At 64.4% G+C, this 14,742-nt stretch carries 15 protein-coding genes; 6 read left to right on the top strand and 9 right to left on the bottom strand.

Translation table 11 applies throughout. The annotated features are described in order from the left end of the window. The first annotated feature begins 197 nt into the window (after nt 1–197). Together HV753_RS01560 and HV753_RS01555 are read left to right on the top strand one after the other, a co-directional pair. Nucleotides 198–1,220 (top strand): LLM class flavin-dependent oxidoreductase, encoded by a 1,023-nt coding sequence (locus HV753_RS01560; RefSeq protein WP_175172658.1) that lies wholly within the window; start codon nt 198–200, stop codon nt 1,218–1,220. Nucleotides 1,221–1,394: 174 nt separating this feature from the next. Next, a complete protein-coding gene (locus tag HV753_RS01555) occupies nt 1,395–1,769 on the top strand; it encodes a thioredoxin family protein (protein ID WP_175172657.1) in 375 nt (124 codons plus the stop codon). A 61-nt stretch (nt 1,770–1,830) separates the two neighbouring features. Here HV753_RS01555 and HV753_RS01550 read toward each other — a convergent pair whose 3' ends face one another. From HV753_RS01550 to HV753_RS01525, 6 genes are all read right to left on the bottom strand, one after another. Then, entirely contained in the window at nt 1,831–2,418 is a 588-nt protein-coding gene (locus HV753_RS01550; protein WP_175172656.1) for an IMPACT family protein, read from the bottom strand. A gap of 31 nt (nt 2,419–2,449) precedes the next feature. Further along, entirely contained in the window at nt 2,450–3,256 is an 807-nt protein-coding gene (locus HV753_RS01545) for a type 2 periplasmic-binding domain-containing protein (RefSeq protein ID WP_175172655.1), read from the bottom strand. A gap of 14 nt (nt 3,257–3,270) precedes the next feature. Further along, on the bottom strand, nt 3,271–4,044 hold the full coding sequence (locus HV753_RS01540) for an ABC transporter permease (RefSeq protein ID WP_175172654.1): 774 nt from the start codon (nt 4,042–4,044) through the stop codon (nt 3,271–3,273). Beyond that, on the bottom strand, nt 4,041–5,039 hold the full coding sequence (locus tag HV753_RS01535; RefSeq protein WP_175172653.1) for an ABC transporter substrate-binding protein: 999 nt from the start codon (nt 5,037–5,039) through the stop codon (nt 4,041–4,043). The genes HV753_RS01540 and HV753_RS01535 overlap by 4 nt, the downstream gene beginning before the upstream one ends. 66 nt (nt 5,040–5,105) lie before the next feature. Further along, nucleotides 5,106–5,876, bottom strand: coding sequence for an ABC transporter ATP-binding protein (locus HV753_RS01530; RefSeq protein ID WP_175172652.1), 771 nt, complete (start codon nt 5,874–5,876; stop codon nt 5,106–5,108). Nucleotides 5,877–5,986: 110 nt separating this feature from the next. Continuing rightward, nucleotides 5,987–7,216: an MFS transporter gene (locus HV753_RS01525; RefSeq protein ID WP_175172651.1), complete on the bottom strand. Its 1,230-nt coding sequence runs from the start codon at nt 7,214–7,216 to the stop codon at nt 5,987–5,989. Between the two features lie 228 nt (nt 7,217–7,444). Here HV753_RS01525 and HV753_RS01520 point away from each other — a divergent pair, with 228 nt between their 5' ends. The 4 genes from HV753_RS01520 to HV753_RS01505 are packed head-to-tail and all read left to right on the top strand — an operon-like array spanning nt 7,445 to nt 11,333. Continuing rightward, nucleotides 7,445–8,686, top strand: coding sequence for a CaiB/BaiF CoA transferase family protein (locus HV753_RS01520; RefSeq protein WP_175172650.1), 1,242 nt, complete (start codon nt 7,445–7,447; stop codon nt 8,684–8,686). 27 nt (nt 8,687–8,713) lie between these two features. Continuing rightward, nucleotides 8,714–9,679, top strand: a complete 966-nt coding sequence (locus HV753_RS01515; RefSeq protein WP_175172649.1) for a Bug family tripartite tricarboxylate transporter substrate binding protein — start codon at nt 8,714–8,716, stop codon at nt 9,677–9,679. A gap of 43 nt (nt 9,680–9,722) precedes the next feature. Continuing rightward, on the top strand, nt 9,723–10,502 hold the full coding sequence (locus HV753_RS01510) for an enoyl-CoA hydratase/isomerase family protein (RefSeq protein WP_175172648.1): 780 nt from the start codon (nt 9,723–9,725) through the stop codon (nt 10,500–10,502). Nucleotides 10,503–10,550: 48 nt separating this feature from the next. Continuing rightward, a complete protein-coding gene (locus HV753_RS01505; RefSeq protein WP_175172647.1) occupies nt 10,551–11,333 on the top strand; it encodes an SDR family NAD(P)-dependent oxidoreductase in 783 nt (260 codons plus the stop codon). 50 nt (nt 11,334–11,383) lie between these two features. Here the strand turns inward: HV753_RS01505 and HV753_RS01500 are convergent, their stop codons facing one another. The 3 genes from HV753_RS01500 to tadA all read right to left on the bottom strand — a co-directional run bounded on the left by HV753_RS01500 (nt 11,384) and on the right by tadA (nt 14,734). After that, nucleotides 11,384–12,988 (bottom strand): ABC-F family ATPase, encoded by a 1,605-nt coding sequence (locus tag HV753_RS01500; protein ID WP_175172646.1) that lies wholly within the window; start codon nt 12,986–12,988, stop codon nt 11,384–11,386. A gap of 193 nt (nt 12,989–13,181) precedes the next feature. Then, a complete protein-coding gene (locus tag HV753_RS01495; protein ID WP_175172645.1) occupies nt 13,182–14,246 on the bottom strand; it encodes an LD-carboxypeptidase in 1,065 nt (354 codons plus the stop codon). Next, complete coding sequence (gene tadA / locus HV753_RS01490) at nt 14,243–14,734, bottom strand: tRNA adenosine(34) deaminase TadA (protein WP_175173628.1); 492 nt, start codon at nt 14,732–14,734, stop codon at nt 14,243–14,245. Before tadA ends, HV753_RS01495 begins: the two co-directional genes overlap by 4 nt. Between the last annotated feature and the right edge of the window lie 8 nt (nt 14,735–14,742).

Below are 14,742 nucleotides of genomic sequence, written 5' to 3'. Positions count from 1 at the left end.
CGGCTTTTTGTCGTGCAAGCCAATCGCCGCGATAGTCCTTGGCAATACAACCCGCCCGGCCATAAGGTTGCTGCCATTGCGGCTTGAATTCATCGATACACTCCCCATGTATCACGGTATATGGAGTCCACCTTGCGCCTTACCCGCTTTGCCACCGCGTTGCCCCCCTGTCCCGCCTTCCGTCCGGAGATGTCCGCATGAGCACCCTTGCGCGCATCCCCTTCTCGGTCCTGGACCTGGCCCCTATTGTGCAGGGCCGCGATGCGGCGGATGCCTTCCGCAACACCGTGGCGGTGGCCCAGCACGTTGAGCGCCTGGGCTACAAGCGCTTTTGGCTGGCCGAACACCACAACATCAACGGCGTGGCTTCCAGTGCGACAGCCGTGCTGATCGGCCATGTGGCCGGCCACACCCGCACGCTGCGTGTCGGCTCGGGCGGCATCATGCTGCCCAATCATGCTCCGCTGATCATCGCGGAACAGTTTGGCACGCTGGAAACGCTGTATCCCGGCCGGATCGATCTGGGCCTGGGCCGCGCGCCAGGCAGCGATGGCGCAACGCAACATGCCTTGCGTCGCGGGCCTCGCAGCGGGCTGGAATTTCCGGCGCTGGTCGAGGAATTGCGCGGCTTTCTGGCTAACTCGCGCCCCAATCAACCGGTGCGCGCCATCCCCGGCGAAGGGCTGGACGTGCCCATCTGGCTGCTGGGCTCAAGCGATTTCAGCGCCCGCCTGGCCGCAGAACTGGGCCTGCCGTTCTCGTTCGCGGGCCATTTCTCGCCCGAAGGCATGGCAGCCATGCGCTTGTACCGGCATCTGTTCAAACCGTCGGCCACGTTGTCACGCCCCTACGCCATGATCGGCGTGCCGGTCGTGGCGGCCGAATCCGATGAGGCCGCCCAGCGCCAGGCCACGACCCAGCAATTGAAGTTCCTGTCGCTGGTGCGAGGCAATCGCCTGCAATTGCAGCCGCCCGTGGACAGCATGGACGGTTTGTGGAACGAATGGGAGCGTGAAGCGGTCAATCAAAGACTCGGGGCTTCCATCGTGGGCGGACCCGATACCGTCAAGCGCCGGCTGGAAGCGCTGGTGGCCGAAACAGAGGCCGACGAAGTGATGATCGTGTCTGACTTCTTCGACATCGCCGACCGTCTGCGGTCGTTCGAGATTGTTGCGTCGTTGAAGAACGACGCCGGCGTCTCCACCAAAACCGCGGTCTGAGCACCGCCGACTGCGCTCGTCATAGCGCCAACCATTGCGACGCCGCCATTGCCGGCTCTACTATTGCAGGTAGAGCGCGTGGCACCTGAAGCGTCGCCGAATCAGGTCCGGGACACGCCCCCCGGGTCTCTGACACCGCCTTTTTTGCGCCGCGCTACGCGGCAAGGATCCAAAATGAGTATTGTTGAACTCACCAAAGACAGCTTCCAGGACGCCATCACTCCGGACGGCACCCTGATCGTCGACTTCTGGGCTCCCTGGTGCGGCCCCTGCCGTGGTTTTGCTCCCGTTTTTGAGCAAGCCTCGACCGAGCACACCGACGTCACGTTCGCCAAGGTGAACACCGACGTAGAGCAGGAATTGGCCGGCGCCCTGGGCATCCGTTCGATCCCCACGCTGATGGTCTTCCGTGAGAAGGTTCTGCTGTTCTCGCAACCCGGCGCACTGTCGGGCGGCCAGTTGAACGAACTGCTCGCCAAGATCAAGGAAGTGGACATGGAAAAGGTCCACCAGGAAATCGCCGCGGCGCAAGACAGCCAGAGCGCATAACCAAGCAAAGGGGCCTCTCAGCGCCCCTTTGTTTTGCGCGCATCGGCAAATCAGGCCTGGGTCACGACACCCTCTCCCAGGCAGAGCGTCCCCGCGTGATATTGGCGACGGTGACCTCCAGGTCACCCACGGCGATGCTAGGCACCGTGAAGCACAGCGCCACCCCATCCTGATTGAAATCTTCCTGTTGAATCACGGCGCCCGCTTGCGCCAGACGCGATTTCAGCAATGCCAGTTCGGCAAAACCGCACGCGCAGGTAATGGTGGCCAGATCGACGATTTCAGTGCGCTCGCCCAAACGCAGACAATTGGCCGCGCACCCGCCATATGCCCGCACCAATCCGCCCGCACCCAGCTTGATGCCGCCATACCAGCGCACCACCAGCACCGCCACGCGGTCCATGTCCTGCCCTTCTATTGCTTGAAGGATGGGACGGCCCGCCGTGCCGCCGGGTTCGCCGTCGTCGTTGAACCGGTACTCCTGTCCGATGCGGTAGGCCCAGCAATTGTGGGTCGCTTCGGGATCACCGCGCTCGGCGAAGAAACGCATCGCCTCGTCCACCGTTGAAACCGGCGTGGCGTAAGCGACAAAGCGGCTTTTCTTGATGTCTTCCTGATACGAGCAAGGAGCGGTCAACGTGTGCGTCATGCCCGGCATTGTAAGTGCTGGGGGCGCAGGGCTAGCCGTGGCAGTCGGCCACTTCCTGATCCAGATAGACGTCAAAAGCGACGTCGCGCGCCCATTTTGCCGTCATCGCTTTCCAGGCTCCGCCACGGTCCCACGCGCGCATCTCGTTCGCCAGCAAGGCGCGGCCGGGCGTGTCATTCGCCGACAGCAACCACACCCGCTCGCGCCGGGCACCGTCGCCCGTCAAGGTGGACGAGAATTTCTTCCATTCTGGAAACCGCACCAGGGGTTCCCAGACGGCATCGTCCACCAGGCCGATATCGCAGCTGCCTTCGCGCACCGCCACCAGTGCGTCGGAGGGCACGCGGTACGTGCGCACCACGGCGCCCCAACTTTCAGCCAATGCCCGGGCCTGCGTCGCGGCTTCGGCCATGCAGACGCTGCGCCCACGCACATCGGCCGGCGTGCGCAGCCGCGTATCGCTACGGATCACGGCCTTGGGACGCGCACCGTATCCCGTGGACTGCACGGCGACCGTGGGGGGCTGCGCGCCAGCCTCATCGGCCAGCACCACATCCACCTGACCCGCCGACAGCGCGGCCGCTGCCTGCCCGGCAGGCACCTGCTGCAAACGCACCGGCAGGCCCAGCCGCTGACCCAGCTTTTCAGCCATCAACGCATCCAGGCCGTCGGGGGTTCGGATCTTGGCCCCTGCCACCGGCGGCGGCGCCAGGTACGGCACGCCCACCACCAGTTCGCCACGCGCCTGAGCTGCGGCGAAGCCGGAGGTTTGTGCCTGCGCCATGCCTGCAAGCAGCATGCAGACAGTCAGGGCAGCCAAGCGGAAACGCGGAATCATGAAAGCTCCAGCGCCTAGACGTATTGATAGCGCAGCAGGCGATGCTTGAGGTTTTCAAGCACGAACTGATCGATCAACGCGGCCAGCACGGCAATCACGAGGATGTTGGTCATGACGCCGGTCATGTCGGCGATCTCGCCCGAATACGCCAGCGATCGGCCCAGGCCCTTGCCGAAACCGATCAGCATTTCGGCCGAGATCAGCGCGCGCCAGGCGTTGCCGAACGCAAGTTGCGCGCCGGTGATCAGTTCGGGCATCACGGCGGGCAGATAAACACGCTTGACCAGTCCCCAGCGCGTGGCGCCCATCACACGCGCCGCGGACACATGCACGCGCTGCACGGATTCAGTGGCGTTCATCACGCTGAGCGCGGCCGGGAAGAAGGCCGACAGCGCCACCACCACGATGATCGGCGTATTGCCGAAACCCATCACGATCAGGAACAGCGGCACCCAGGCGATGGACGGGATCGACTGCAAGATGACGATCGCGCTGCGCAGCACCTCACGGAAGAAGAACAGCACCGCGGCCACCAGGCCAAAGCCGATGCCCGCTGTCAGCGCCAGGCCATAGCCCGCACCCAGGCGCCCCAGCGTGCCCAACAGGCTTTGGTGGAACGATTGCTTGCCCAGGTCCTCGAACAGGCGTTCGACGACGGCGGGCACGCCCGGCATCAGAAAATCAGGCAAGGCGAACGCCGCCAACTGCCACAGCGCAAGGATGAACAGGACGCCCAAAACGCCCGCAAGATGCTTGCGGGCGCCGGTCACTCGGGTAGACGAGCTCAAAGTTTGCGCGCCTCTTGCCAGGACAGGTCGACGATGCTGGACACGTCATACGGCTTGCCGTCGCGCGTCTTCAGCGATCCCTGGGCTTGCAGGATGTCGGCGATTTCCTGCATGCGGGCCGTGTCCTTGCTGGTCAGCTTGGGGGTGAACACCTGCGTGCTGATTGCTTCGGCAATCACGGTTTCACGCGGCAGCTCGCCCCGATTGAGCGTCTTGAGCGTGGGTTCAGCGATGAAGTACGAGGCGATCAGCTTGGATGCCTGCGCCGGTTCCTTCTGTAGCAACGCGATGGCCTGATTCTGTGCGTCCAGCGCCTTCCACACGTCGTCCTTGCGCTTGGCCAGCGTTTCACCGGAGGTGATGACGACCATGCACGGGAACGGCCAGGCCTGGCCCACTTCGTAGATCTGCTTGACGGGGGCCACCAACTGCGCAATGCGATCGTAGGGTTCAAACAGGAAGGCAGCATCCACGCGCTTGCCCACCAGCGACTGCACGGCCACGGCCGGGCTGACGCCCATGACGTTGACGTCGTCAGCGCTCAGGTTGCCTTGCTTGAGCACGACGCCCTTGAGCACCACGTCGGCGGTGCTGCCTTCGGCTTGCGATGCCAGCGTCTTGCCCTTCAGGCCCGCGATGTCCTTGATGCCGGAGTCATCACGCACGACCAGCGAGTGATAGCCTTGCTGCGCGCCGCCCACGACCTTCAAGTCGGCGCCCTTCGAGGCCCAGGCCACCGCATTGGTGAACCCCAGCACGCCGATATCCAGTTGGCCACCCACGATCGCCTTGATCAGATCGGTGCCCGACTTGAATTCGATCAGCTCGGTATCCAGGCCTGCGTTCTTGTAGTAGCCGCCCTCTTGCGCCACGATCGCTTGCGCGTCATCCATCACGCGCAGATAGCCCACGCGGAATTTCTCGGCGGCCATCGCGGGGGCCACCGCCAGCAGTACCGCAGCCAGCGGCAAGGTCAGCCATTGCTTCAATTTCATGAGAAGAGCTCCAGGGAATTCAAGATGGGCGGCGCCGTGGTGCCGCCTGGAATACAAATTCGGGGGTCAGGCGGCCAGAGCCAGGTCGGCATGCGCCGCAGCGCCGTCCACCGCAATGCCGAGCAAGCGCAGGATCTCGCGCTTTTCGGCGGCCAGATCCGACAGGTCGTGGGTTTTCTCGCGATGCGCCAGATTGAATTCGCGCAACACGCGCGCCGGACGCGGGCTGAAGACGACAATGCGGTCGGCCAGGAACAGCGCTTCGTCCACATCGTGCGTGACCAGCAGCACCGTGGGCTTTTCCTGCGCGATCAACTGGCGCAGGACATCTTGCAGGCTCAGGCGGGTCAGCGCGTCCAGGGCACCGAAGGGCTCGTCCATCAACATGGTCTTGGGTTGCGCGATGAACGCGCGCGCCAACGCGGCGCGTTGGCGCATGCCGCCCGACACCTGATGCGGGTAATAGTGTTCAAAACCACCCAGGCTGACGCGCGCCAGCCAGTGGCGAGCCGCTTCACGAGCGCGCTTCTTGGGCGTGTTCTGGAATTCCAGCGCCAGCGCCACGTTGTCTTCCAGGGTCAGCCACGGGTACAAGGCATGTTCCTGGAACACCAGCGTGCGGCTGGGATGCGGGCCGGGCACGGCCTGGCCGTCGGCCAGCACGCTGCCTTGCGTGGGCTTTTCCAGCCCGGCCGCCAGATGCAGCAACGTGGATTTTCCGCAGCCCGACGGGCCGACCAGGGCGACCAGCTCGCCGGTCTTGATTTCGCTGGTAAAGCCCTCCACAACGGGCAGATCGCCGAAGTGCTTGTGGACGTGATCGAAGGTCAGGTTCATGGAACGAATCGTGGGCGCGCGTGGGAACGAGGCCTAATCTAACAATTCGTTATATGAATTCAAACGATCAATATTGAATGTCTTAACTTCTTTTAGTAATTAAAGAGACCCTACCGCACCGGTTGACCGGCGGCCAGTGCGCGGTTGGCATGGCGCTGCAAGCCAAACGCGATCATGAAGCCCACCAGCACGGCGGCGGCAGCGGCCAGGAAGATGGATGGGTAGCCATAACCGCTTGAGATGTAGCCGGCGATGGGCCCCGTCACGCCTAGTGCCAGGTCCAGGAAGGCCGAATACGCGCCCAGTGCCGCCCCCCGGCTGCCCGCCGGCACGCGCGCCACCGCTTCCACGCCAATCGCGGGGAACACCAGCGCAAAGCCACACCCGGTCAGCGCCGCGCCGAGCAGCGCAGCGGTGGGATTGGGCGCCAACCACAACAGCAACAGCCCTGCCGCTTCCACCAGGAACGACACCTGCGCCACCCGGAAGCCGCCATAGCGCGTGATGGTGCCGGCAAACAGCAAGCGCACGCCAATGAACGCGCAGCCGAACGCACTCAGCGCATTCGCCGCCCCTTCCCAGGAGAAGCTGGCGTAGTACAGCGCCACGAAGGCCGCCAAGGTGCCAAAACCCACGGACCCCAACCCCAATGCCATGCCGTGCGGGAAGACGCGCAACACCACGCTCTTGAACGCCATGCGGTGGCCGCCCACGATCGCCACCGCGGCGCGCGTGATGGCCAGGCCCAGCCCGAGAAGCCCCAGCAGCAAGACCATGCCGCCCAGCGCACCCATGCTCCATTTGGTTTCCAGATGAACGCCCAAGGGCGCACCGAGCGCCAGGCCGCCATAGGTGCAGATGCCGTTCCACGAAATGACGCGGGCGGTGTGCAAGGGACCGACGCGGGCGATTGCCCAGGTAGCCGAACCCGTGCCGACCCAGCTTTCACCGAAACCCAGCGCCAAGCGACTGATGAGGATTGCGGTCAGGCTGAGCCAGGCACTGCGCTCGAATGCGTAGGCTAGCAGCAGGAAAACGCCACTGGCCGCGCACGCGACCATGCCGATCACCACCGTTTGCTTCGGCCCCACCGTGTCGGCCATGCGGCCAGCATGCGAGCGGCTGAGCAGCGTCGCCACGTACTGCACGCTGATGGCCAGCCCGGCCAGTACCGAGCCATAGCCCAGATTACCGTGCACGTAGCCCGGCAATACCGCCAGGGGCAAGCCAATGGCCAGATAGCAGATGAAGGTGAAAAACGCGATCGCGACAATGCGCGTCGTCAACGCGAACGTCCCGATGGGAGCGCCGTCGGGCGTGGTGTGGGGTGTGGGAGACATGACTACCGGTATGGAGCCCGGCACGGGGAATGCCAGGGTTTACCCGGATGATAGCCCAGCGTAGATTGCGGCGGGCTGAATACCGCACGGCCCGCCGCCCAAAGGGCTGGACCCTGCGGCTTGCGATACGTAACTCGAATCGCAAGCACGGAAAACGATATTGGACTTGCTCCGGGCGGCTTATTACCGTGAAGCCACGCATAACGGGGCCACCCCGATCGGAGCGACATGAAACGAGACAAAAACACCGCCGCGCCCACGCGCGGCGCGCTGTCCCATTTGAAGGTCCTGGATCTGACTCGCGTGCTGGCGGGACCTTGGGCCACGCAAACGTTGGCCGATATGGGCGCAGACGTCATCAAGATCGAACGGCCGCGGGCGGGTGACGATACGCGGGGCTGGGGACCGCCCTTCCTGGTTGGCGCAAACGGCGAGGAAACCCGGGACTCGTCCTATTTCCTGAGCGCCAACCGGGGCAAAAGGTCCGTCACCGTGGACCTTGCCGCCCCCGAAGGCCAAGCGCTGATCCGCGATCTGGCTCGCGATTCCGACGTGCTGGTCGAGAACTACAAGGTCGGTACGCTGGCCCGCTACGGCCTGGACTACGACAGCCTGCGCGAGATCAATCCCCGGCTGATCTACTGTTCGGTCACGGGATTCGGCCAGGATGGCCCCTATGCCCCCCTGCCCGGCTACGACTTCGTGTTCCAGGGCATGGGCGGCTTGATGAGCATCACCGGCGAACCCGACGGCGAACCGATGAAGTCCGGTATCGCCATCACCGATCTGCTGACCGGCGTATACACCAGCACCGCCATCCTGGCCGCGCTGGAACACCGGCACGTCAGCGGTGAAGGCCAGCATATCGACATGGCCTTGCTGGATTGCGTGGTCACGATTTCGTCCTACCAGGCGATCAACTACTTTTTGTCGGGCAAGGTGCCGCAACGCATGGGCAACGCCCATTCCAACATGGTCCCGTATCAGGTGTTTGCCTGCCAGGAAGGTTCAGTGATCGTCGCGGTGGGCAATGACGGCCAGTACCGCGCATTCTGCGCGGCGATTGGATGCCTGGAACTCGCGGCCGACGAGCGCTACGCCTCGGCAGCCCAACGCAACCGGAACCGGGCCACGCTGATTCCGCCCATCGCCCAGGCGATGTTGGCCCGGCCGATGCTGGAATGGGTGGACGTGCTGCAAGAGGCGGGGGTGCCTTGTGGCCCCATCTACAACATCGAACAGGTATTCCAGGACCCGCAGGTACGCCATCGCGGCATGCAACTGTCATTGCCGCACGCCTCGGGCGTGCCGACGCCGGCGGTCGCCAACCCCATCCGCATGAGCGCCACGCCCATGCGCTACGAACACGCGGCGCCAGACCTCGGCCAGCACACCGATGACGTGCTGCGCGACAGGCTGGGCCTGAGCGCATCCCGCATTGCCGAATTGAAAGCCAAGGGCGTCGTCTGAACGCCCCGCCCCAAAGGAGACAACATCATGCCGATTTTCACCGTAGCCGCGCGCGGCGCCCTGGTCCTTGCCGCGTTGCTGTCGGCGCCAGGCTTCGCCCAGGACGCCCCTGTCCGCTTCGTCGTGCCCTATCCGCCGGGAGGCGCTGCCGATCAGATCGCGCGGCTGGTCGCCCAGGAAATGAGCAAGGCCGGCGGCGCTCCCATCATCGTCGAAAACAAACCAGGTGCGGCGGGCATGATCGCCGCCGATCATGTCGCCCGCGCCAAGCCGGACGGCAAGACGTTCTTCGTGGGCTCGAACGCGCCACTGGTGGTCAACCAGGCGCTGTACGCCAAGATGACCTACGACCCGGCTCGTGACTTCGTGCCGGTATCGGGCATGGCGAAATCGCCATTGCTGCTGGTGGTGCGCCATGATTTACCGGCGCCCGACATCAAGGCCCTGATCGCGTTGGGCAAACAGGCGCCGGGCAAGCTGACGATGGGCTCGGCCGGCACCGGCAACATCACGTATCTGGCCGGTGAATACGCCGTCAGCAAACTCGGATTCCAAGTCACCCACGTGCCGTACCAGGGCAGCGCACCGGCCATCGTCGGCTTGATGGGCAGCAGCACCGACATGATGTTCGACGCCCTGCCATCCTGCATGACGCAGGCCCAGGCCGGCAAGATCCGCCCGTTCGCCTTGCTGGACGACAAGCGCTTCGCTGGCCTTCCCGACGTGCCGACGGCGGCTGAACTGGGATACACCGGCATCGACGCCAGCGCCTGGTTCGGCCTGGTGGCGCCCGCCGGCACGCCTGCCGCCGTGGTCGAGCGCGTGAATCAGGAGGTCAACCACGCCCTGGGCCAGCCGGACTTGCAACGCAAGCTGACCGCGATCGGCGCGGTCTCGATGCCGGGCAACGCCAAGGTCTTCGCCACCTTCGTGCAAGCCGAACGGGACCGCTGGCTGCCCGTTGCCCGCGACCTTGGCTTGAAAGCCCAATAAGGCCGCGCACGCTCCTCTATCGCAACCCTCTGGAGTCATCCACATGGCATTGAACATCACGCGCCACGGCGCCACCGCAGTCCTGAGCATGGACCGTCCAAGCCAGCGCAATGCACTGACCATGGAAATGCGCGAGGCATTCGACCGCGCCCTGCGGGAAGTGCGCGACGACGACACCATCAAGGCGGTCGTGCTGACCGGTTCAGGCGGCCATTTCTGCGCCGGTGGCGACATCAAGTCGCTCTCGCAGGCACACGCGGAAGGCCGGGGCGCATTTGAAGGCCGCGACCGCATCCGCCATATCCAGCGGTGGTTCGACATGCTGGTGGATCTGGAAAAACCCGTCATCTGCGCCGTGGACGGCGCCGCGTTCGGGGCCGGCTTGTCGCTGGCGCTGTGCACGGACTACGTGATCGCGGAACGCAGCGCGACGTTCTGCGCGGTGTTCGCACGCATCGGTTATGTGCCCGATCTGCTGGGCATGTACCTGCTGCCACGCGCGGTGGGATTGCCGCGAGCCAAGGAACTGGTCTTCACGGCCCGCGTGTGCGACGCGGACGAAGCCTTGCGCCTGGGCATGGTGCAGGAAGTGAGCGACAACGCGCTGAATCGGGCCATCGAGATGGCGGCACGCTTTCATGCCGCCCCGACGCAGGCCCTGGGCCTGGCCAAGACGGTCATGAACCGCAGCTTTGAATCCACGCGCGAGGCCGTTTACGCCCAAGAGGCGATGGCCCAGGCCCTCTGCCGCGATAGCGCCTTCCACCGCGAGGCCGCGCGCCGCTTCATGGACAAGCAGCCCGCCCTGTTTCAATGGGACTGACGCGCGATGTCTGCCCCCCATGTCCTGAATGACCTTCCTGGAGACACCATGAACTTGCCATCCTCCGCCCCCTGCCTGCTAACCCAGCGCAGCATCATCGTGACGGGCGCCGCCCAAGGCATCGGGCGTGCCATCAGCGAACTGGCCTTGCAGTTGGGGGCTCGCGTCACCGCCGTCGACATGAACGCGGACGCATTGGCCGATTTTCAGCGCGCGGCAGGCGACGCCTTGCTGACGATGGCGGGCGATGTGTCTGATCCGGATTTCGCACCGTCCGTGGTCGAACGCGCCGCGGCGCACTTCGGCGGCGTCGATGGTCTGGTGAACAATGCCGGCATCACGCGCACGGCCATGATCGAAAAGATGTCGGTGGACGCATGGAACCAGGTCCTCAATGTGCACCTGACGGGGTCGTTCCATTTCCTGCAAGCCGCTGGCCGCCACATGCTGGCCGTCGCTCGGGAAACCGGGCGGCCTGGCGGTTCGGTCGTGAACATCACGTCCGACGCTGGACGCCGGGGCACGATCGGGCAGATCAATTACGCCGCGGCAAAATCCGGGGTGTTGGGAATGACGATGAGCGCCGCCCGCGAATGGGGCAAATACGGGATCCGCGTGAACACGATCGGTTTCGGCGTGGTGGAAACCCCCATGACCGAGACGATACGCGGTGACAAATTCCGCGACACCTACTTGTCGCAGATTCCGTTGGGCCGCTTCGGCCAACCGGCTGAAGTGGCGTGGCCGGTGTGCTTCCTGTTGTCGGACGCAGCGTCATACATGACGGGCCAACACCTGTATGCCAACGGCGGCATGACGATCGGAAGCTGAACCACTGCCCCGCCATGTTCGCGGCGGGGCAGTCGGGCGCACTACCAGGCTCAGGCCTCGATGCCGCGCGATTCCAGGTAGTCTTCGTAGCCGCCGCGGTAGTCGATGATCTCGCCCGTGGGCAGGATTTCGATCACGCGGGTAGCCAGACCAGACACGAATTCACGGTCGTGCGACACGAAGATCAGCGTGCCTTCGTACTTTTCCAGCGCGAATTGCAGCGATTCGATCGATTCCATGTCCAAGTGGTTGGTGGGCTCGTCCAGCAGCATGACGTTGTGCCGGCGCAGCATCAGGCGGCCGAAGGTCATGCGATTCTTTTCGCCACCCGACAGGACTTTGGGGGCCTTGGGCAGGTCATCGGCCGAGAACAGCAGGCGGCCCAGCACCGAGCGGATCGACTGGTCGTCGTCGCCAGGCTGGCGATGGTCGCCCATCCAGTCCAGCAGGTTGATGTCGGTTTGCAGGAACTGGTCGGACACGTCCTGCGCCATATAGCCCAGATCGGCGTTATCGGACCATTTCACCGATCCCGAATCCGGTTGCAGCTGGGTGGCCAGGAGGCGCAGCAAGGTCGTCTTGCCGACGCCGTTGGCGCCGATGATGGCGATCTTTTCGCCGGCATCGACCATGGCCGAGAACTTGGTGATCACGGGCGCGTCGTAGGCCTTGGTCAGGTTTTCGACGGTGACGGCCAGGCGGTGCATGACCTTGTTCTGCTCGAAGCGGATGTACGGGTTCTGACGCGACGACGGCTTCACCACGACCTGATCGGCCTTGATGCGATCGATCTGCTTCAGACGCGACGTGGCCTGGCGCGACTTGGACTTGTTGGCCGCAAAGCGGCGGACAAAGTCTTGCAGTTCGGCAACACGCTCTTTGGCCTTGGCGTTGTTGGACACCAGGCGCTCGCGGGCCTGGGTGGAGGCCAGCATGTAGTCGTCGTAGTTGCCGGCGTAGATGCGGATTTCACCGTAGTCCACGTCAGCCATGTGCGTGCACACCTGGTTCAGGAAGTGACGATCGTGGCTGATGATGATCATCGTGCTCTGGTAGCCGTTGAGCACGTTTTCCAACCAGCGGATCGTGTTGATGTCCAGGTTGTTGGTCGGCTCGTCCAGCAGCAGGACGTCGGGGTTCGAGAACAGCGCCTGTGCCAGCAGCACGCGCAGCTTCCAACCCGGCGCCACTTCGCGCATCGGCAGGTTGTGCAGGTCAACGGCGATTTCCAGGCCCAGCAGCAATTCACCGGCGCGCGCTTCGGCCGTATAGCCGTCGTACTCGGCGAACTTGGCTTCCAGGTCGGCGGCGCGCATGTAGTCGTCTTCCGTCGCTTCCGGGTTCGCGTAGATCGCGTCACGCTCGGACATGGCGGCCCACATCTCGGTGTGGCCCATCATGACGACGTCCAGCACGCGCAGGTCTTCAAACGCGAACTGGTCCTGGCGCAGTTTGCCCAACCGCACGCCCGGCTCAAGCGATACGTTACCGCCGGACGACTCCAGGTCGCCGCCGATGATCTTCATGAACGTAGACTTACCGGACCCATTGGCCCCGATCAGCCCGTACCGGTTGCCTTCCCCGAACTTGACGCTGACATTCTCGAAAAGGGGCTTGGGACCGAACTGGATGGTGAGATTGGCTGTGGATATCACGGTGTATTTGAGTCTGAGGGCGTCCGAAGACGCATGCGAGGAAACCCGATAGTGTACCAAATGGGGGCTGCGGCCCCTATTTCAATGGACGGGCCGCCAGCAGAACGCCTTAGCTGGCCCTCTCGGCGTAAAAAAGCCCTCGGGCCGTGGGCCGAAGCCTGGGCTCGAGGGCGCTTTGCCAGCGGTGGCCGGATCAGTGGTGATGTTCGTCCAGCACCAGATGCGCCAGGCCGTCTTCCGTGGCGATGCCCACCTTCTGGCCAATGGGCAGCGTGGCCTTGGTGGCCACGTGGCCGTATGGCAGCCCGGTGATCACCGGCACCTTGACCGTGCGGCGCAGCCACGCCACGACTTCATGCAAGTCGTAGCCCTTGTCGTGAGGGGCCAGCTTGTAATCCGAGAAACGGCCCAGCACGATCGCCTTCTGCTTGGCCAGGATACCGGCCTGCCACAGTTGGATCAGCATGCGTTCGACGCGGTAGGGATGTTCCGCCACGTCTTCCAGGAACAGGATTCCGCCCCGGATCTTGGGCAGGTACGGCGTGCCGAGCAGCGAGGTCAGCATGGCCAGATTGCCGCCCCAAAGAATGCCGCGAGCATCGACCGGATCCGCATCCGGGGTCTCAAAGCTGAGAATTTCAAGTTCACCGCGCATGACTTCGCCGAATAGCGCTTCGGTCAGGTCATCGACTTTCTTGCCGCCAAAATCCGCCACGGCGGTGGCGCCGGTGTAGCTGACGGCGCCGGTCTGTGCCAACAGGCCCAGGTTGAAGGCCGTGAAGTCGCTCATGCCCACAAAGCGCTTGCCGCTGTCGGCCATCGCCTTCCAGTCGATCTGATGCAGCAGGCGGCCCATTCCGTAGCCGCCGCGCGTCACCATGACAATCGGCAGCTTCTGTTTGGTGGCGCGGGTCAGACTGGCCAGACGCTGCGCGTCCGTGCCCGCAAAGCGCTGGTGCTCGGCGTAGGCGGTGCGGTCCAGCGCGGTCTTGAACCCCTGCTGCTGAAGGCGTTCGCGCGCCAGTTCCACCGTGGCCGGGTCGCGCACGGCGGACGACGGCGAGATCAGGTAGATGCCACGCGCGTCGGGCAGCGTGTGACCATGGTCATGGGTGTGATCGTGGCCGCAATTGTCATCGCAGGCAGGACCGTGGCCATGGTCATCGTGGTTGTGCGCGGCGGCGGCGGTGGAGGCGTTGGCGGCCTTCTTGCCGGTAGCGGCCTTGGTGCGCGCCTTGGCGGCTTTGGGGGTGCTCATGCTAGGGATTCCTTGGCGCGGCGTTCACGGAAGAACCGGCGCAGCAGGTCGCCGCAGGGTTCCGCCAGCACGCCGCCGGTGACTGAAGTGTGATGATTGAGTTTCGGGACCGATCCGACGTCCAGCACGCTGCCGCAGGCACCGGTCTTCGGGTCGTAGGCGCCGAACACGACGCGCGCCAGCCGTGCATGCAGCATGGCGCCAATGCACATGACGCAAGGCTCCAGCGTGACGTACACGGTGATGCCGGGCAGCCGGTAGTTTTCCAACTGGCGGGCGGCGCTGCGCAAGGCGACGATCTCGGCGTGGGCCGTGGGATCGTGGTCGATGATGGTGCGGTTATAGCCGCGGCCCAGGATTTCACCCCTGGCCGACACGACCAGCGCGCCCACGGGCACCTCGCCGATGTCGTAGGCGGCTTGGGCTTCTTCCAGCGCCAGGCGAATGTAGCGGGCGTCTTCTTCGGTCCAGGCGGGAACCGCCGCCAAGGCGTCAG

The organism is Achromobacter pestifer (genome assembly GCF_902859625.1).
GTDB lineage: Bacteria > Pseudomonadota > Gammaproteobacteria > Burkholderiales > Burkholderiaceae_B > Achromobacter > Achromobacter pestifer.
Note: the sequence above shows the minus strand (reverse complement) of the source record. Positions and strands in the feature narration are given on the sequence as shown.

Bases quoted from the DNA above. Each gene is read 5' to 3' on its own strand.
- HV753_RS01525 (WP_175172651.1), bottom strand. From the start codon at position 7,216: ATGTCTCCCACACCCCACACCACGCCCGACGGCGCTCCCATCGGGACG.
- HV753_RS01530 (WP_175172652.1), bottom strand. From the start codon at position 5,876: ATGAACCTGACCTTCGATCACGTCCACAAGCACTTCGGCGATCTGCCC.
- HV753_RS01560 (WP_175172658.1), top strand. From the start codon at position 198: ATGAGCACCCTTGCGCGCATCCCCTTCTCGGTCCTGGACCTGGCCCCT.
- HV753_RS01495 (WP_175172645.1), bottom strand. From the start codon at position 14,246: ATGAGCACCCCCAAAGCCGCCAAGGCGCGCACCAAGGCCGCTACCGGC.
- HV753_RS01515 (WP_175172649.1), top strand. From the start codon at position 8,714: ATGCCGATTTTCACCGTAGCCGCGCGCGGCGCCCTGGTCCTTGCCGCG.
- HV753_RS01505 (WP_175172647.1), top strand. From the start codon at position 10,551: ATGAACTTGCCATCCTCCGCCCCCTGCCTGCTAACCCAGCGCAGCATC.
- HV753_RS01535 (WP_175172653.1), bottom strand. From the start codon at position 5,039: ATGAAATTGAAGCAATGGCTGACCTTGCCGCTGGCTGCGGTACTGCTG.
- HV753_RS01545 (WP_175172655.1), bottom strand. From the start codon at position 3,256: ATGATTCCGCGTTTCCGCTTGGCTGCCCTGACTGTCTGCATGCTGCTT.
- HV753_RS01510 (WP_175172648.1), top strand. From the start codon at position 9,723: ATGGCATTGAACATCACGCGCCACGGCGCCACCGCAGTCCTGAGCATG.
- HV753_RS01555 (WP_175172657.1), top strand. From the start codon at position 1,395: ATGAGTATTGTTGAACTCACCAAAGACAGCTTCCAGGACGCCATCACT.
- HV753_RS01550 (WP_175172656.1), bottom strand. From the start codon at position 2,418: ATGACGCACACGTTGACCGCTCCTTGCTCGTATCAGGAAGACATCAAG.
- HV753_RS01520 (WP_175172650.1), top strand. From the start codon at position 7,445: ATGAAACGAGACAAAAACACCGCCGCGCCCACGCGCGGCGCGCTGTCC.